The organism is Nocardiopsis valliformis DSM 45023 (genome assembly GCF_000340985.1).
GTDB classification, from domain to species: Bacteria; Actinomycetota; Actinomycetes; order Streptosporangiales; family Streptosporangiaceae; genus Nocardiopsis; species Nocardiopsis exhalans.
This window is the reverse complement of sequence record NZ_ANAZ01000004.1, coordinates 417533-432770: the sequence shown is the minus strand read 5'-3', so window position 1 is coordinate 432770 and position 15238 is coordinate 417533. Positions and strand designations below refer to the sequence as shown.

Below are 15238 nucleotides of genomic sequence, written 5' to 3'. Positions count from 1 at the left end.
CATCCGGGACGACATTGGCCCTGCTGCGTACGTGATGCTGTTGTGTCCGCCCGGTGGGGCGGGGCCCGGCTGTGCGGGTGCCCGGCCGGTTCACCGTCTCGCGTACACGTCCTCGTGTCGCCGGTGCTGGTCGGGCTGCCCGCTGCGGGCAGGTTCTCTTATACATGCTGGTCCAGCCACGATGCGAATCGTAGGTCTAGACCAGGTGGCGCCGCGGTGCGCCGTCGGTCAGTGCGTGCCCGATCCGTGGAAGGTGACACGTGTCCCTCCCGGATTCGCATCCGGTGAAGGCTGGCCTAGCCGGTTTTTCCACCAGGGAACCCCGCTAAACCTCCCAAAGTGGGTAAAACGCCGACCGGGGGCCGATTCTTCACCCGAGGCACACGAACACAGCGCGCCGCAAGCCCACATTACCTCGGCGTTAACGCCGGGCCCAAGGGGGGAGGAAGTGACCAGGGAAGTGATATCTCCCTCATCCGGCATGAACCACCCCGGGCCGAGTCACCGCTGAGCCACCGGTGGAGCCCGCGTGACATGGGAGGATCGGCAGATGGCAGGACACCCGATTTCCCCCGGCCCGGACGAGACCGGCGCCACCACCGCTGACAAGACCACCCGCGTACCAGGGATCCCGGTTCTGGCAACACCCGCAGCCCCCCGGCCCAACCAGCATCCGCCCCTCCCCGAGGCCGCACAGAACTTCCTGCGCGAGCACGGCACCGACGCCCCTCGGCCCAGGATGATCCTGGCGCTGCTCTCCGACGGCCGTTGGTGGAGCGCCAACGACCTCGTGCGCGCCAGCGGTGTCGCCTACGCCGTGGTCTCCTCCCTGCTCAAGTCCTTGGAGGAGGCCGGGGAGCTGGTGCGCGAGCCCGAGCGTGACCGGTGCCGGCTGCGGCGACCCGCCCACTACAACGGCGCGAACGCCCCGATCCTGGCCGACCCGGTGGCCCACCTGCTCTCGGAGCACCCGCGGGCCGCCGCCGAACTGGTGCGCGCAGTCCATGAGGGACCCTCCTCCGACCTCGACCTGGACCATGTGTCGGCGACCGCCGAGACCGCCCTGCGACGGGCGCTGTTCCTAGCCACCCGGTTCGACCTGAGCCAGCGCACGCTGCTGTGCGTGGGCGACCACGACCTGACCTCCCTGGCGCTGGCCCTGGTGCAGCCGGGGGTGCGGGTGTCGGTGGTGGACCTGGACGAGCGAGTGCTGGCGCACATCGACGCGGTGGCCGAGCGGCTGGGGCTGCCGGTGCGTACCTACAGCGCGGACCTGCGGCTGGGGTTGCCCGCGACGCTGCGGGAGAGCGCCGACCTGGTCTTCACCGACCCGCCCTACACCCCCGACGGGGTGGAGCTGTTCGTGCGGCGCGGGGTGGAGGGGCTGTCCGACCCCAAGCGGGGCAGGGTGCTGGTGGCCTACGGGGCCAGTGAGACCACCCCGAAGCTGGCCGCCGCCACCCAGGCGCGCATGGTGCGTTCGGGGCTGCTCATGGAGGCGGTGTGGCCGGATTTCAACCGGTACCTGGGCGCGGAGTCGATCGGTGCCGCCAGCGACCTGTACGTGCTGCGGCCGCTCTCGCGCACCCTGCTCTTCGCGGGCGGGGACGCCTCCCGGGTGTACAGCCAGGGATCCAACGCCAAGGAGGCCAAGGGCGGGCTGACCCTGGAACGGGCCGCCGCGGTGCTGGAACGGGTGTCCGGGCTGCTCAAGGGTGAGAGCGCCGAGGCCGTGGAGAGCACGGAGGACCCGGCGAACGCGGACGGCGCCGAGAAGGACGAGAAGGCTGACCAGGCCGACACCGCCGCGGGCGCGGCCGCGCCCGCCCTGGTCGGTGACTGGCCCCGCGAGGTCACCAAGGACGTCCGGGTGCGCCTGTCCACCTGGATGGACTCCCCCACCGCCGTCGGGGCGTGCTCGGTGGTCAACCTGACCGGCGGGTGGGAGCGGTTGGCTCCCCGGGTGGCGCTGGCCGCGACCACGGACGAGACCTTCGTACTGGTGCCCTCCTCCTCGCGGTGGGTGCGCGACGAGGCGGGCCAGCGCGAGTTCCGCGCCCTGGTCGAGCCCGGATCGCGGGTGCGGTTCCTGCGGGGGCTGGGCGCCCCGGACCTGACGGCGATCCGGTTGAGGCGCAACCCCGAGCCGGGCGGGAGCACCGGGCGGCTGCTGGCCCACGTGCAGGGGCGCGCACACGGGACGCTGACCACCACGATGCGGACCGGGCTGGTGGAGGTGGCGGCCTGGCGGGGGCGGCCGATCAACAAGCGCACGGCCCGGCACGCGGTGGCCTCGGCTCCGGGCTGGCTGAGCGGGCACAGCCTGCTGGACCTGCCCGAGCACCGGTTCTCGGAACTGCGGGTGCTGGCCTCGGAGCTGGTGGCCCGGGTGGAGGAGCTCCAGCAGGCCAAGGGCTGAGCGGGAACACGCGGTCAGCCCCGGGCATGCGGTCAGCGCCAGCACGCGGTCAGCGGTGACATGACGGGGGCGGGGCCCGGTGGAAGGTGACTTCCGCCGGGCCCCGCCCCCGTGTGTGCTTCGGTTGTGCGTCGGTCGCCGCCCGCGGCTACTCGCCGGGGTCGACCGGCTGCTCGACCTGCTCCTCGATCGGGAGCTCCTCCTCCAGGGGCGGGTCCTCGACCAGTTCCTCCTCGGTGCCGTCCCCGGCGCCTTCCTCGGTACCGGTCCCCTCACCGCCGCCGACCTCGCCGATGCGCCGGAAGAAGGGGTTGCGGAAGTTGGCCAGGGTCACCAGCGGCGCCACCAGGCTGACGCGCTCCTCCACCGATTCGGAGTCGGCGGGCTGGACCCAGACCACCACGAGGTAGTGACCGGTGATGATCGCGTCGGCAGCACTGTAGCCGGCGCCGAGGCGGTCGAAGGGGTCGTTGCCCGAGGGCGGCAGGACGAACCCGGGGTCGACCGGTTCCTCGTCCTCCTCGGTTTCGGGCAGTTCCATGGCCTGGGCCACGGCGCGGCTGTCCTCGATGTCAGCCAGGTTGAACACCGTGACCACACCGAAGATGTCGTCATCGGAGACGTAGGTGGCGCGGCCCGCCTGGGTGCAGTCCGCATCGGTCAGGGCCTGCTGGAGCCCGTCGCCCCAGACCGCGGCCGAGCAGTCCTCGGTCAGGTCCGAGTCGCGCAGGGTGAAGTCCAGGCTCTGGCCCGAGATCTCGGAGTTGTGCCGTTCGAACAGCTCGCCCTCGTTGAGCGGGCGGGTGTCGTCCTCGCGCGAGGACAGCACCACGTTCATGTTGCTGTCCCGTGAGTCCTGGATCCGGTACAGGGCCGGGCGGGTCTCCTGGGCGGCCTGCTGTTCGTCGTCGCCGCCGGTCAGGTCGAAGAAGAGCACCGTGCCCAACGCGACGAGCGCCACGACCAGCGCGCCGACCAGCAGGGTCAGCATGCGGCCGAAGCGGCGGGGTTCCTTCTTGCGTCGGCCGCCGCCCTTGCGGCGACCGCCCGCACGGTCCGCACTGTTCTCCGCCCGGCCCTGGGTGGACTGGGCGGACTGGTCTGCCGCGGCCGGAAGCTCGGCGGGCTCGCTGTTTTTCCTCCGGCGGCCCGGCCTGCCAGGCGTCGGCGGTTCAGAAGGGGACACCCAAAGGACCTTTCCGTGGATGCGGGCCGGTCACGCGAAGTGACCGGCCCGGTTGCGCTCGGGATGTGGAGGGGGATCACTCCCCCTCGTCACGACCCTCGGCCGTGTTCCTCGGCATCCGCGGAACCGGCGTCCGCGGAACACGTCCTAGCGGGAGTGGGTCGATCTGTCCGAGATCCTATCGGGGCGTCCGACAGGGCCGAACAGTTCTGTCGCCACCGCTGCGCGGGGCTCCCCTGTCACTGCTCGCGCCTACTCCTCCTCTTCCGCGGGCCGGTTCGCCACGACCTCGTCGTAGACGAAGCCGAAGGCGCTCTGGGAGACCACGCTCGCGGTGGCGATACCGGGGTCGTCCCCGGGCGGAGAGCCGTCGGTGGCCGCGACCCAGTACACGGCCAGGTAGTGGCCCATGACCTGGGTGCTGGCCTGGCTGTAGCCGTCCCGGAGCCCCTCGACGCCCTCGGCCTCGCGGGTCAGCAGGAACCCCGTACCGGTCTCGGCGTTGGTCGGGTCCAGTGCGGCGGCCACGTCGGTGGCGCCTTCGCTGTCGGAGAGGTCGAACAGGGTCACCTGGGCGATGTAGTCCCCGTCGCCGTCGGTGTAGACACCGGAGGCCGCGTTGAGGCAGTTGGCGTCCAACAGGCTCTGGCCGAGCTGCTCCCCCCAGACCAGGGATGTGCAGGAGTCGGTGACCTCGGAGTCGCGCAGCTGAAGGTCCATCCCGGCCATGTCGAGCTCATCGACCGAGCCGAAGACCGACTCCTGGGTCATGGGCTCGGCGTCTTCGGCCCGGTGCTCGATGGGGCCGAAGACCTCGGGGTTGTCCGGTTCGAACAGGTACGAATCCGGTGTGATGGTGCTGTGCCCGTCGGGCGGGGCGACGATGCTGTCCTCACCGCGGTCGGTGTTGCCGCCGGCCCCGGTGAGGAGCTGGAAGCTCAGCACACCGAGGAGGGCGACCAGCGCGATGCTGAAGGCGCCGAGCAGCACGCCGAGCACGGCGGTACCGCGCTTGCGCTTGCTCTGTTCGGCCAGGGTGTAGACGATCTGGTTGGGTCGCTCCCCCAGGACCGACACCTTCTTGATCGCGGACGCCGAGAAGGCGGAGACGCGTCCCACGCCCTTCTTGTCCTTGCCCCTGTCCTTGCGCCGGCTCTGGCGGCCTCCGGAACGACCGGACTGCTCGGCCCGGTCCTCCTCTTCGTAGTCGTCCTCGTATCCGGCGTCGGGATCGTCGTCATAGCCGTCGTGCTCGGCACCGGACCTGGACGAGGTGTGGCCGTACTCGGCGGAGAAGTCCTCCTCCGGGTCGTACTGCTCCTCGTATCCGTCCTCGGTGCCGTAGTCCTCGACGTACTCCTCGGTGCGGGCGCTGTCGGCGCGGCGTGATCCGCCGCGCCGACGTCTGCGTCCGGGACCGGACTCGGCTCTGCTCACGGTCTTTCTCAATCGTCAACCCGTGGTCTGCTCGACTGGTGCGGGAAACGCCGTACGGCGCGGTCGGCCACGGGCCTGTGCGCCGGGCTTCGGTGTTCTCCCGCTCTATTCGGGCTTCGACCCGGAGTTTTTCTCGTCGCCGTCCGCGCTGGCGTCGTCCTCCGTGGAGCCCTCGCTACTAGATCGCTCAGGGCTCGGGTGGTATTCCGTTCCGGCTCCCTCGGAAGAGCCCGTGTCCTGGTCGAACACCGAATCATCGGTGTCCACGGCGCTGTAGACGGTGCCTTCGTCAGCCTTCTCACTGTCGGTTGTGTCCCCGAACACCTGGGTCCCGGCGTCGTGGCCGTGCGGGACGACGGCGGTGGAGAAGGAGTCGAGGCGGCGGCCGGCCCAGACGAAGTAGGCGAGGGCGCCGAGGAAGACGACGATGGAGGTCCAGTTGTTCAGGCGCATGCCGAAGAAGTCGTTGGCCGGGTCCACGCGCAGGTACTCGATCCAGAACCGACCGACGCAGTAGCCCATGACGTAGACGGCGAAGAGGCGTCCGCCCTGGAGGGAGCCCTCGAAGCGGCGTCCGAGGTAGGCCAGGAGGACGGCCAGGACCAGGCACCACAGGGATTCGTAGAGGAAGGTGGGGTGGTAGGTGGTGACGCCGACCTCCATGCCGGCGCGCATGTGGCCTTCGGGGGTGGGGTAGATCTCCAGGGCCCAGGGCAGGTCGGTGGGGCGGCCGAAGAGTTCCTGGTTGAAGTAGTTGCCCCAGCGGCCGATGGCCTGGGCGAGGGGGATCGTGGGAGCGATCGCGAAGGCGAGCTTGGACATCGACAGTCCGCGCTTGCGGGCGACCAGCCAGACGCCGACGGCTCCGAGGGGGACGGCGCCCCAGATGCCGAGGCCGCCCTCCCAAACGTAGAGGGCGCGGATGGCTTCGCGGTCCGGACCGAAGTACAGGTGCGCGTCACTGATGACGTGGTAGAGGCGGCCGCCGATCAGACCGAGGATCACGGCCCACACGGCCATGTCCATGATGGTTCCGGGCTCGCCCCCCATCGCCTTCCAACGGCGTTCGCTCCAGAAGACCGCGACGATGACCCCGGCGAGGATGCACAGGGCGTAGAAGTGGATCTGGAACGGACCGATGGGGATCGAGTTGATCTCCGGGCTGGGAATGGCCGCGAGGGCGCGGCCGAACTCGGCCGCGCCCTCGGAAGCTGTCGACGACAATGTCACTGCTCTGCTCTCGGGTTCGCCCCGCGTGCGGGGGGTCTGTTCAGGGGTTCTACTCCGTGTCGCCCCCGTCGTCCTCGCCCATGGGCCGGGTGTCGACTTCGCCGTCTCCGGCGGAGGCGATCGCCTCTTTCAGGCCCCGGGCGGTCATGGCGGTGTTGTTGTCGAGCAACTCGCCGTTGATGTAGACGGAGGGGGTGCCGCGGAACTCGTTCTCTCCGCTGTAGCGAGTGTAGGCCGTCCCGGTGGCGTCGATGATCTCGCCCGTGTAGGTGCCCTCCAGGAAGGAGGGGTCGTGGCCGTTGTCCGCTCCCCAGCTGATGAGGTCGGTCAGGACCATGGGGCCGATGTTCTCCTCGCCGATCTGTTCGGTGGCGTCGACGGTGAGATCGGGCAGGAAATCCTCGGTGAACTCGGTGACGACGGCGGCTTCGGCGTCGAGGCGTTCGTCGAACTCCGCGGCCTGCTCCTCGGTGGCGTCGGTCTCGCGGAACCACTCCTTGAGGTTGCTGACCGTGTAGCCCTCGTTCTCGGCGTTGGGCTGGTTCTCGAAGAGGAGGTCGTTGTACTCGACGAAGACGCCGTGGTCGGCGGCGGCCCGGCCCGCGGCGGCGGCGCGGAGTGAGTTGGAGCTGGTGGGAACGGGCTGCTGGGCGAAGATGCTGACCGTGCGGTAGTGCACGATGGCGTTGCCTTCGGCGGCCTGTTGCTTGAGGACGTCGCCGTTGAGGAGTTCGAACTGGCGGCAGGCCGGGCACTGGTAGTCGGCGTAGACCTCGACCACGGGGGCGGAGGCGCCTTCCTCACCCATCACGACGCTGCCGTCGTCCTGGAGGGTCTGGGCGGCCAGCGGTCCGTCGTAGCCATTGGAGCGGTCGGAGTTGAGGATGGCGAAGCCGATACCGACGATGAGCACGACGACTGCCACGGCGGCGCCGACGACGATCAGGGTCCGGTTGCGTTTGGCGGCCCGCTTCTCCTTCTCCCGCTGTTCCCTGAGTTTCTCGCGGGAGCGCTTGCGCGCTTCACTCCCCATGGTCTTCCTCTGTTTCTGGTTCTACTTGGAGTGGTCGACCGTCGTTTCGGATGATCCGGTGGGCACGTGTTCCGGGGTCACCGGAAGAGCCCGAGGACGCGGTCGAGGGCGAAGGGGGAACGGGGCCAGATCGCGATGACCGTGCCCATGGCGAAGAAGGCGATGTCGCGTGCGATGGAGATCCCGTAGGTGGTCTCGCCCGGTTCGACCTGCCCGCCGCCGCCGAAGCAGCCGCAGTCGATGTTCAGGCCGCGGGCCATCGCGGAGAGGATTCCGGCGATGAAGACGACCATGAGCAGGGCGCTGACGGCGCCGACGTAGCGGGTGGCCAGGCCGATCAGGAGCAACAGGGCGAGGGCGAGTTCGAAGAGGGGGAGGGTGTAGCCGATGAGCTGGGCGACCTCGGTGGGGAAGAGGTCGTAGGCCTCGACCGCCTGCGCGGACAGGGCGGGCGGGAACTTGGTGACGGCGGCGGTGATGAGGACGGCGGCGAGGCCGATCCGGCAGGCGAGGGTGAGCCAGGGCTGGACGGTCTCCCAGCGGGTGGGCTGCTGGGTGGTGAGGGCGTCGTCGTTGGTGTCCGTCATCTTTCAGGCCTTCGGGAGAGGGGGTCGGTCGCACGCGAACCATGGCTTTGGGTGTGCTTTTTGTCGCTCTGAGTATCGAAGCCAAGCCTACTGTGTGTAGTGACCCTGCGACACGGGGCGGTGGGCTCCGGTGCGGGGCCAGAGGTCCCGGGGCGGCGGGGACACCGCCATCACACCACCGAATCGCTTGCCGGGTGGCTGTTTCGGACGGTTTCGGGGGTCGCTCTCACCCGATTCTCACGCTTTTAACCTTGTGCTTGACCAGGCGCGACTGCACTTGTCCGGGAAACAGAAAGGGCGGTGGGTCGCCCCAGAAAGGGGCGGCCCACCGCCGGTGTCAAAGGTCTCCGAAGCGGGACCGGAGGGCTCGTCTACCGGGACCGGACGCCCCCGGCGAGGTCCTCGGCGAAGGAGCGGACAGCGATGAGTCCGGTCTCCAGGTCCGGGGCGTCCAGGATGCGCTGGCAGAACCCGGCGCCCACGATGACGCCGTCGGCGTAGGCGGCGACCTCGGCGGCCTGGGCGGCCGTGGAGATGCCCAGGCCCACGCAGATCGGCAGACCGGAGTCCTTGGTGACCTCGCGGGTGCGGCGCACCAAGGTTTCGGCGGTGTCGGCGACCTGGGTGCGGGTGCCGGTGACGCCCATCAGCGAGGCCGCGTACACGAACCCGCTGGAGGCGCGGGTGGTGAGCTCCAGGCGCCGGTCCGTGGAGGAGGGCGCGACCAGGAAGATGCGGTCCAGCCCGGCGGCGTCGGAGGCGGCGAACCACTCGTCGGCCTCCTCGGGGATGAGGTCGGGGGTGATGACCCCGGCCCCGCCCGCCTTGGCCAGTTCGGTGGCGAAGCGGTCCACCCCGTAGCGCTCGATCGGGTTCCAGTAGGACATGACTAGGGCGGCGGCCCCGGTGGCGGCGGTGGCCTCCACCACCCGGAAGACGTCGTCGGTGGTGGTACCCGAGGCCAGCGCCTGGTCGGCGGCGCGCTGGATGGTGGGGCCGTCCATCATGGGGTCGGAGTAGGGCAGGCCGACCTCGATGACGTCGCAGCCGCCCTCGACCATGGCCTGGATGACCCGGATCGAGGAGTCGACGTCGGGGAACCCGGCGGGCAGGTAGCCGACGAGTGCGGCGCGGTCGGCCTCGCGGGCCTGGGCGAGCTTGGTCTGGAGTGTGGTCGCGGCCATTACGCCTGTCCCTCCGAGTCGACGAGGCCGAAGTAGGCGGCCGCTGTGTTGACGTCCTTGTCGCCGCGCCCGGAGAGGTTCACCAGGATGACGGCGTCGGGTCCCAGGCGCCGGCCGAGCTTGAGCGCTCCGGCCAGCGCGTGGGCGCTCTCGATCGCGGGGATGATGCCCTCGGTGCGGCAGAGCAGCTGGAAGGCCTCCATGGCCTCGCTGTCCGTGATGGGCTCGTAGGTCGCCCGGCCGGTGTCGGCGAGGTGGGCGTGTTCGGGGCCCACCGCCGGGTAGTCGAGTCCGGCGGAGATGGAGTGGCTGGGCAGGGTCTGACCGTATTCGTCCTGGAGGACGAAGGTGCGGGCCCCGTGGAAGACGCCGGGGCTGCCCGCGGTGATGGAGGCGGCGGTCTGCTCGGTGTCGGCTCCCGCTCCCCCGGCCTCGAAGCCGTACAGGGCCACGCTCTCGTCGGGGATGAAGGCGGCGAAGATCGCGATGGCGTTGGAGCCGCCGCCGACACAGGCGGCGACCGCGTCGGGCAGCTTCCCGGTGAGTTCGAGGACCTGTTCGCGGGCCTCGGCGCCCACGGTGAAGTGCAGGTCGCGCACGAGCTTGGGGAAGGGGTGCGGTCCGGCCGCGGTCCCGAAGAGGTAGTGGGTGTGGTCGACGTTGGCCACCCAGTCGCGGAAGGTCTCGTTGATCGCGTCCTTGAGGGTGCGGCTGCCGATGGTGACCGGGACGACCTCGGCGCCGAGCATGCGCATGCGGGCGACGTTGAGCGCCTGGCGTCGGGTGTCCTCTTCGCCCATGTAGATGCGGCAGTCCAGGCTCATCAGGGCGCAGGCGGTGGCGGTGGCCACGCCGTGCTGGCCGGCACCGGTCTCGGCGATGACGCGGGTCTTGCCCATGCGCTTGGCGAGCAACGCCTGGCCCAGCACATTGTTGATCTTGTGCGAGCCGGTGTGGTTGAGGTCCTCGCGCTTGAGCAGGATGCGGGCGCCACCGGCGTGCTTCGAGAAGTTGCGGGCCTCGGTGAGCAGGCTCGGGCGTCCCGCGTAGCTCTTGAGGAGCTCGTCGAACTCGGTGTGGAAGGCCGGGTCGTCCTTGGCCTTGGCCCATTCGGCCTCGACCTCGTCGAGGGCGGCGATGAGGGCTTCGGGGGCGAACCGGCCACCGAAGCGGCCGTAGTGCCCGCGGTCGTCGGGCACCGGTTGGGCGTGGCTCATGGGAAGTTCTCCTGGGAAAGAGGAGGCCGACCGCGGAAGGTCCCCCCGAGGCGTCGCGCCGCGGGGGGCCGCGCGCCGACCAAGGCTGTGCGCCGCCTGGCTCCGGCGGCGCGAGTTGGTTCGGGTCAACGCGGCGACGGGAACCCGCGGGCTGTGCCTACGGGCTCCCTAGAGCCATCGCCATCGACGCCAAAGCGGGTGCGCGGTGGCTGTCCGCGCCCGCTCCGTGTGCGTCTTCGTCGTTCCCATCGTGTTTTCCCCGTCAGTTCCGGTCGCGCAGTGCGGGGTGGGCACCGGCGGTCACCAGGTCGGCGACGGCCTCGCGCGGGTTGCGTCCGCGGACGAGGCTCTCGCCCACCAGGACGGCTCCGGCTCCGGCTCCGGCGTAGGCCAGCAGGTCGTGCGGGCCACGGATGCCGGATTCGGCGATCCTGACGCGGTCGGCCGGGATGAGGGGGGCGAGCCGGGCGAAGGTGTCCCGGTCGACCTCCAGGGTCTTGAGGTTGCGCGCGTTGACGCCGATGACGGTCGCTCCGGCGTCCAGGGCGCGGGCGACCTCCTCCTCGTCGTGGACCTCGACCAGCGGGGTCAGGTCCAGCGAACGGGCGCGCTCGACCAGGGAGACCAGGGCCTCCTGGGTGAGGGCGGCGACGATGAGCAGGATCGCGGAGGCGCCGAAGACGCGGGCTTCCCACAGCTGGTAGGAGCTCACGACGAAGTCCTTGCGCAGCAGCGGGGTCTCCACCGCGGCGTGGACGGCGCGCAGGTCGTCCAGGCTGCCGTTGAACCGGCGCTGCTCGGTGAGCACGCTGATCAGGGTGGCGCCGCCGGCCTCGTAGTCGCGAGCCAGGGCCGCGGGGTCGCTGATGGAGGCCAGCGGGCCCTTGGAGGGGCTGGCCCGCTTGACCTCGGCGATGACGTGGACGCCGGGGCGGCGCAGGGCGGCTTCGGCGTCCTTGGGGACGGGCACCGACTCGGCTTGCGCCTTGAGGCGGTCCAGGGGGAGTTCCGCCTGTCGCTGCGCCAGGTCAGCGCGTACTCCGTCGAGGATCTCGTCGAGCACGCTCACCAGTTCTAGCTCCCTCGTCCATGGGTTCGGTTCACGGTGGTCGGTCCGGGTCCGGCCCCGGACGCGGTGGTCCGGGTGCGGACGCGGCGGGCTGGGCGGACTCGGGCGCTCAGCTGTCACACCGTGTGCTGGTCATCGTATCCACCCTTGGGGGCTGGGGGGTCGCCGCCCCCATGTCACCACGCCGGGCGGATGTGGGTCACCAGGTGGGCAGAAGCGGGGTTCCGGGTGCCAGGAAGGAGAACCAGGGCAGGTTGCGGGCGATCCAGAAGACGACGAAGGACACCAGGATCGCCCAGACGATCCAGGTGGAGCCGGGTTCGGGCGGCCGTGCGCGCGGGCGCAGGGCGCGGATCAGCCAGCGGAGGTAGGTGTAGGCGAGGAAGGGCAGCAGGAGGACGAGCAGCGGGTTCATACCGAGCGCGCCGAGGACGTCCAGGTGGGTCAGGAGCGCGACGGCACGCATGGTTCCGCAGCCGGGGCAGAAGGTCCCGGTGAGCAGCAACCAGGGGCAGGTGGGGTAGTTTCCGGGCTCATTGGGGTCCACGACGTGCAGGAGGACGGCCCCGGCCAGGGCAACGGCGGCCAGGCTGAGCGGCCAGGTGGCGGGGTGGGCGCGCTCGGCGATGCGGTCGATCCGGGCTTCGAGCCGGCTCCTGGGGAGCGGGGCGGGCCCGTCCTGGATCGTGCGCGGCCGCCGCTGTGGGCCTGAGGGCGGCTCGGGCTGTGATCCCCGAGCCGGACCCGGCTGGGGGTTCGAGGGGTGATCATCCTGCTGCACGCTGTCAGCCTACTTCCGGGCCCCGCCCCCGCGTCCGGGGGGCGGGGCCGACGGCCGGTCACTGGTCCGGTGCCCGGCTCCTACGCGAAGATCGCGAACATGCCCCCGAAGATGAACATGAGCACGTAGAGGGCGACGAGCACGAAGCCGACCATGCTGATGATGCCGAGGACCTTGGCAGTGCTGGCGGCGGACTCGGCGCCCGCGTAGTCGCCGAACTGCCACTTGGTGTTGACCTGGAGGGAGAAGATCAGGCCGATGATCCCGAGCACGCTGAGGCAGCCCAGGATGCCCAGGATGTTGATCACCATGTAGTTCTTGGGCGGCTCGCCCACGGGCGGCTGCACACCGTAGACACCGGGCGGGCCGTAGGGCGCGGGGGCCGGCGGCTGGCCGTAGGGGCCGGGCATCTGGGCGTGGAGCTCCGGGGGCGGAGGGCCGTAGCCCGGGGCGGTAGGACCGTAGCCACCGGTGGGGTAGCCGTGTTCCGGGGCGGGCGGGCCGTAACCTCCGGTGGGCTGACCGTAGCCGCCGCTGGGCTGGCCGTAGCCCTCGCCGGGCGGCGGGCCTCCGTGGTCGCCGGAGGGCGGAGGGCCGTAACTCATGAGCGTCTGTCTTTCCGGGAGGGAGCGAAGGGGTCGATGCTGGTCGGTCGGCGGCGGTGCCTGCCCGCTCGCCGACGGTGACCGAGGCTTTGAGGTGAACGTACCCCTGGCGGGGGACCCGCGTCCATCGGGTCGCCTTGTGGCGGTCTGGTCACCAGCCGGGGAAGAGCGGGGTGCCCGGGGCCAGGAAGGAGAACCAGGGCAGGTTGCGCACGAGCCAGTACGCGGTGATGACGATGGTCATGGCCCAGAGGAACCACCCGGGGGTGAGTTTGGGCCTGCGTTTGGGCGGCTTGACCGAACGGGCGAGCCAGAGGGCGTAGGTCACCGCGATGTAGGGGACCAGCAGCACCAGGAGGGGGTTCATGCTGATCGCGCCGAGGACGTCACCGTGGGTGGTGAGCGCGATGGCGCGCATGCTGCCGCAGCCGGGGCAGAAGGTTCCGGTGAGCAGCAGCCAGGGACAGGTGGGGTAGTTGCCCGGCTCGTTGGGGTCAACGAAGTGCAGGAGCGTGGCGCCCGCCAGCCCCAGGACGCCGAGACCCACCGGCCACACGGCGGGATGCAGCGACCGCAGCAGCCGGTCCAGGCGCTCGGTGCCCTTCTGCGGGGGCGTGGCCGTCATGTGGGGGTCGGTCGTCGTCGGACGCGACTGAGCGGCCGAACCGTCGTTGGAGTGCACAGGGACCAGCATAGGCGCCGGAAACGGAGATGCCCCCGCGCACCTTCACGATGCGCGGGGGACAGAGCGTCGGCTGACCGCTCCAGCGGTGGTTAGTACGTGCTGGTACTGACCGCTACCACGGCGAGAAACCCGTAGAAGACGATGGCCAGCACCCACCCGATGGAGCCGAGGATGAACGCGATCTTCGTCCACTTCTTGGCCTGGGTCTGGGCCTCGAGGGCGCCGCCCTGGTCACCGCGGTTCCACAGGTCGTTCACCTTGGCGGCGTTGACGATCGCGGGGATCGCGAACGGCCAGCAGCAGAAGACGGCGACGATGGCCCAGGTGAGGCCGTTGTCGGGCGGGGTTCCGCCGGGCTGCCCGCCGTAACCGGGCTGGCCGCCGGTGGGCGGACCGTAACCGCCGGGACCGCCGGGGGGAGGGCCGTAGCCGCCGGTGCCGCCGGGGGGCTGGCCAGGGTTGCCGGGAGGCGGGGGACCATAGCTCATGAGTGGAGAGTCTTTCCAGAAGAGGACAAGGGGTTTGGCCCGGCACGACCGAAGGGCACGCATGCCCGGCGGGGGCAGGGTGAGATCGAACCGGGCCTAACGGCGGCCGGATGAGAATGACTCCGGAACGACGAGACAGCGCCGAACAGGCTCAAAGCGGCAACTGGACCGGTGTGGAGAATGTACCCGCCTTATGGGACCTTCGTCCATTTCCCGTTACTCACCCGTTGTGAGCTGCGAGTTCCGTGCCTGGGCCCGGGTTTCGGCTACTTACCGCCCGCGGTGGCGGACTTACGGTCCGCTTCCCACTCCTCGCGGGTCGGCGGGATCGGGCGGGGCTCCTTGCGGCCCAGGCCGACCTTCTTCATCACACCGGCGACGGCCGCGAGGGCGACGCTGGCGACCAGGGCGATGACGGTCCAGACCACCAGGTCACCACCGAAGATGATGGCGACGGCGGCCACGGTCCAGGCGACAATCCAGGAGAGGGTCAGGAACCAGGCGGAAACGGTGTTGCCGTGGTCGTCGTGTTCTTCGTGGTGCTCGTCGGCCATCAGTGGCTCTCCTTGGGTTGGGCTGGCCCCTCGGCCAGCGGTGCGGGTTCGGTGTCGTCACCGGTTTCGGTACGGGCCGCCGGTGCGGTGGCGGCGGGCGTGCCGTCGTCCGGGGCGCCAAGTGTGGGGTCCTCACCGGCGTCCAGCGATTTCCACAGGTCGGCAGGTGTCTGCGCCTGGCGCGGACGCGGTGCGGCGTCCCGATCGTACCGGTTTCCCATGCCGGGCCAGGCAGGGGCACGCACTACCGCGATCAGGCCGGTCAGGATCAGCAGGACAGCACCGGCTGCTCCCATGGCGGGGCCCAGGGCGTGGAGTTCGGGTGCGCCCGCGCTCTGGGCGGCGCCGGCGGTGTCGGTGGCCAGTGCCAGGACGGCGTCGGTGAGGACCCCGGGGCGGGTGGCCGACCACAGCGACGTGAGCGCGAACACACCGCACACCGCGATCAGTAGGCCGACGACGCGGCGCAGCCAGGAGCGGGCGGCGTACAGGCCCGCGATCCCGGCGAGTCCGGCCCAGCCGAGGCCGCTGAGGGCACCGGTCAGGTCGGTTCCGGTGATGTCCACGGGCACGGCGGCCACCGGCCCGGGCGAGCTGAGCTCGCCGGTGGCCCAGACTCGGCCGGAAGCGGCCAACATGAGCGCGGCGCCCGCGGCCAGGGCGAGCATGCTCACCCCGTACTCGCGGCGGACCCGCGAGACGGCGGCCTTCTCGGCGGCCTTCTCGACGGTCTCGACGGTCTCGGCGGCAGACTCGGAGGCGG

15 protein-coding genes are annotated in these 15238 nt (G+C 70.6%); 1 reads left to right on the top strand and 14 read right to left on the bottom strand.

Annotated features, from left to right (window positions below):
* The first annotated feature begins 550 nt into the window (after positions 1-550).
* The gene (locus tag D457_RS0106545; protein ID WP_017579846.1) at positions 551-2419 is read left to right on the top strand and encodes a bis-aminopropyl spermidine synthase family protein; all 1869 of its coding nucleotides are present in this window, start codon (positions 551-553) and stop codon (positions 2417-2419) included.
* Positions 2420-2567: 148 nt separating this feature from the next.
* Here the strand turns inward: D457_RS0106545 and D457_RS0106540 are convergent, their stop codons facing one another.
* The 14 genes from D457_RS0106540 to D457_RS0106475 all read right to left on the bottom strand — a co-directional run bounded on the left by D457_RS0106540 (position 2568) and on the right by D457_RS0106475 (position 15143).
* Positions 2568-3410 carry a hypothetical protein gene (locus D457_RS0106540; protein WP_017579845.1) on the bottom strand — a complete coding sequence of 281 codons (843 nt, stop codon included), beginning with the start codon at positions 3408-3410 and terminating at the stop codon, positions 2568-2570.
* 447 nt (positions 3411-3857) lie between these two features.
* Entirely contained in the window at positions 3858-5042 is a 1185-nt protein-coding gene (locus D457_RS0106535; protein ID WP_020480259.1) for a hypothetical protein, read from the bottom strand.
* Between the two features lie 105 nt (positions 5043-5147).
* A complete protein-coding gene (gene lgt / locus D457_RS0106530) occupies positions 5148-6266 on the bottom strand; it encodes a prolipoprotein diacylglyceryl transferase (RefSeq protein ID WP_017579844.1) in 1119 nt (372 codons plus the stop codon).
* A gap of 55 nt (positions 6267-6321) precedes the next feature.
* Complete coding sequence (locus tag D457_RS0106525; protein WP_017579843.1) at positions 6322-7305, bottom strand: DsbA family protein; 984 nt, start codon at positions 7303-7305, stop codon at positions 6322-6324.
* A gap of 77 nt (positions 7306-7382) precedes the next feature.
* Entirely contained in the window at positions 7383-7892 is a 510-nt protein-coding gene (locus D457_RS0106520; RefSeq protein ID WP_017579842.1) for a MauE/DoxX family redox-associated membrane protein, read from the bottom strand.
* Positions 7893-8263: 371 nt separating this feature from the next.
* Positions 8264-9076: a tryptophan synthase subunit alpha gene (gene trpA / locus D457_RS0106515; protein ID WP_017579841.1), complete on the bottom strand. Its 813-nt coding sequence runs from the start codon at positions 9074-9076 to the stop codon at positions 8264-8266.
* Entirely contained in the window at positions 9076-10293 is a 1218-nt protein-coding gene (trpB, locus tag D457_RS0106510; RefSeq protein WP_017579840.1) for a tryptophan synthase subunit beta, read from the bottom strand. The genes trpA and trpB overlap by 1 nt, the downstream gene beginning before the upstream one ends.
* Before the next feature lie 262 nt (positions 10294-10555).
* Positions 10556-11362, bottom strand: a complete 807-nt coding sequence (gene trpC / locus D457_RS0106505; protein ID WP_017579839.1) for an indole-3-glycerol phosphate synthase TrpC — start codon at positions 11360-11362, stop codon at positions 10556-10558.
* A 199-nt stretch (positions 11363-11561) separates the two neighbouring features.
* Complete coding sequence (locus D457_RS0106500) at positions 11562-12143, bottom strand: DUF2752 domain-containing protein (protein WP_017579838.1); 582 nt, start codon at positions 12141-12143, stop codon at positions 11562-11564.
* Between the two features lie 80 nt (positions 12144-12223).
* Positions 12224-12748: a CD225/dispanin family protein gene (locus tag D457_RS0106495; protein WP_017579837.1), complete on the bottom strand. Its 525-nt coding sequence runs from the start codon at positions 12746-12748 to the stop codon at positions 12224-12226.
* Positions 12749-12899: 151 nt separating this feature from the next.
* Positions 12900-13373 carry a DUF2752 domain-containing protein gene (locus D457_RS0106490; RefSeq protein WP_152514159.1) on the bottom strand — a complete coding sequence of 158 codons (474 nt, stop codon included), beginning with the start codon at positions 13371-13373 and terminating at the stop codon, positions 12900-12902.
* Positions 13374-13522: 149 nt separating this feature from the next.
* Positions 13523-13921, bottom strand: a complete 399-nt coding sequence (locus D457_RS0106485) for a CD225/dispanin family protein (protein ID WP_017579835.1) — start codon at positions 13919-13921, stop codon at positions 13523-13525.
* Positions 13922-14187: 266 nt separating this feature from the next.
* Positions 14188-14475: an HGxxPAAW family protein gene (locus D457_RS0106480; RefSeq protein ID WP_017579834.1), complete on the bottom strand. Its 288-nt coding sequence runs from the start codon at positions 14473-14475 to the stop codon at positions 14188-14190.
* Entirely contained in the window at positions 14475-15143 is a 669-nt protein-coding gene (locus tag D457_RS0106475) for a Trp biosynthesis-associated membrane protein (protein WP_051072878.1), read from the bottom strand. The genes D457_RS0106480 and D457_RS0106475 overlap by 1 nt, the downstream gene beginning before the upstream one ends.
* Positions 15144-15238: the final 95 nt, after the last annotated feature.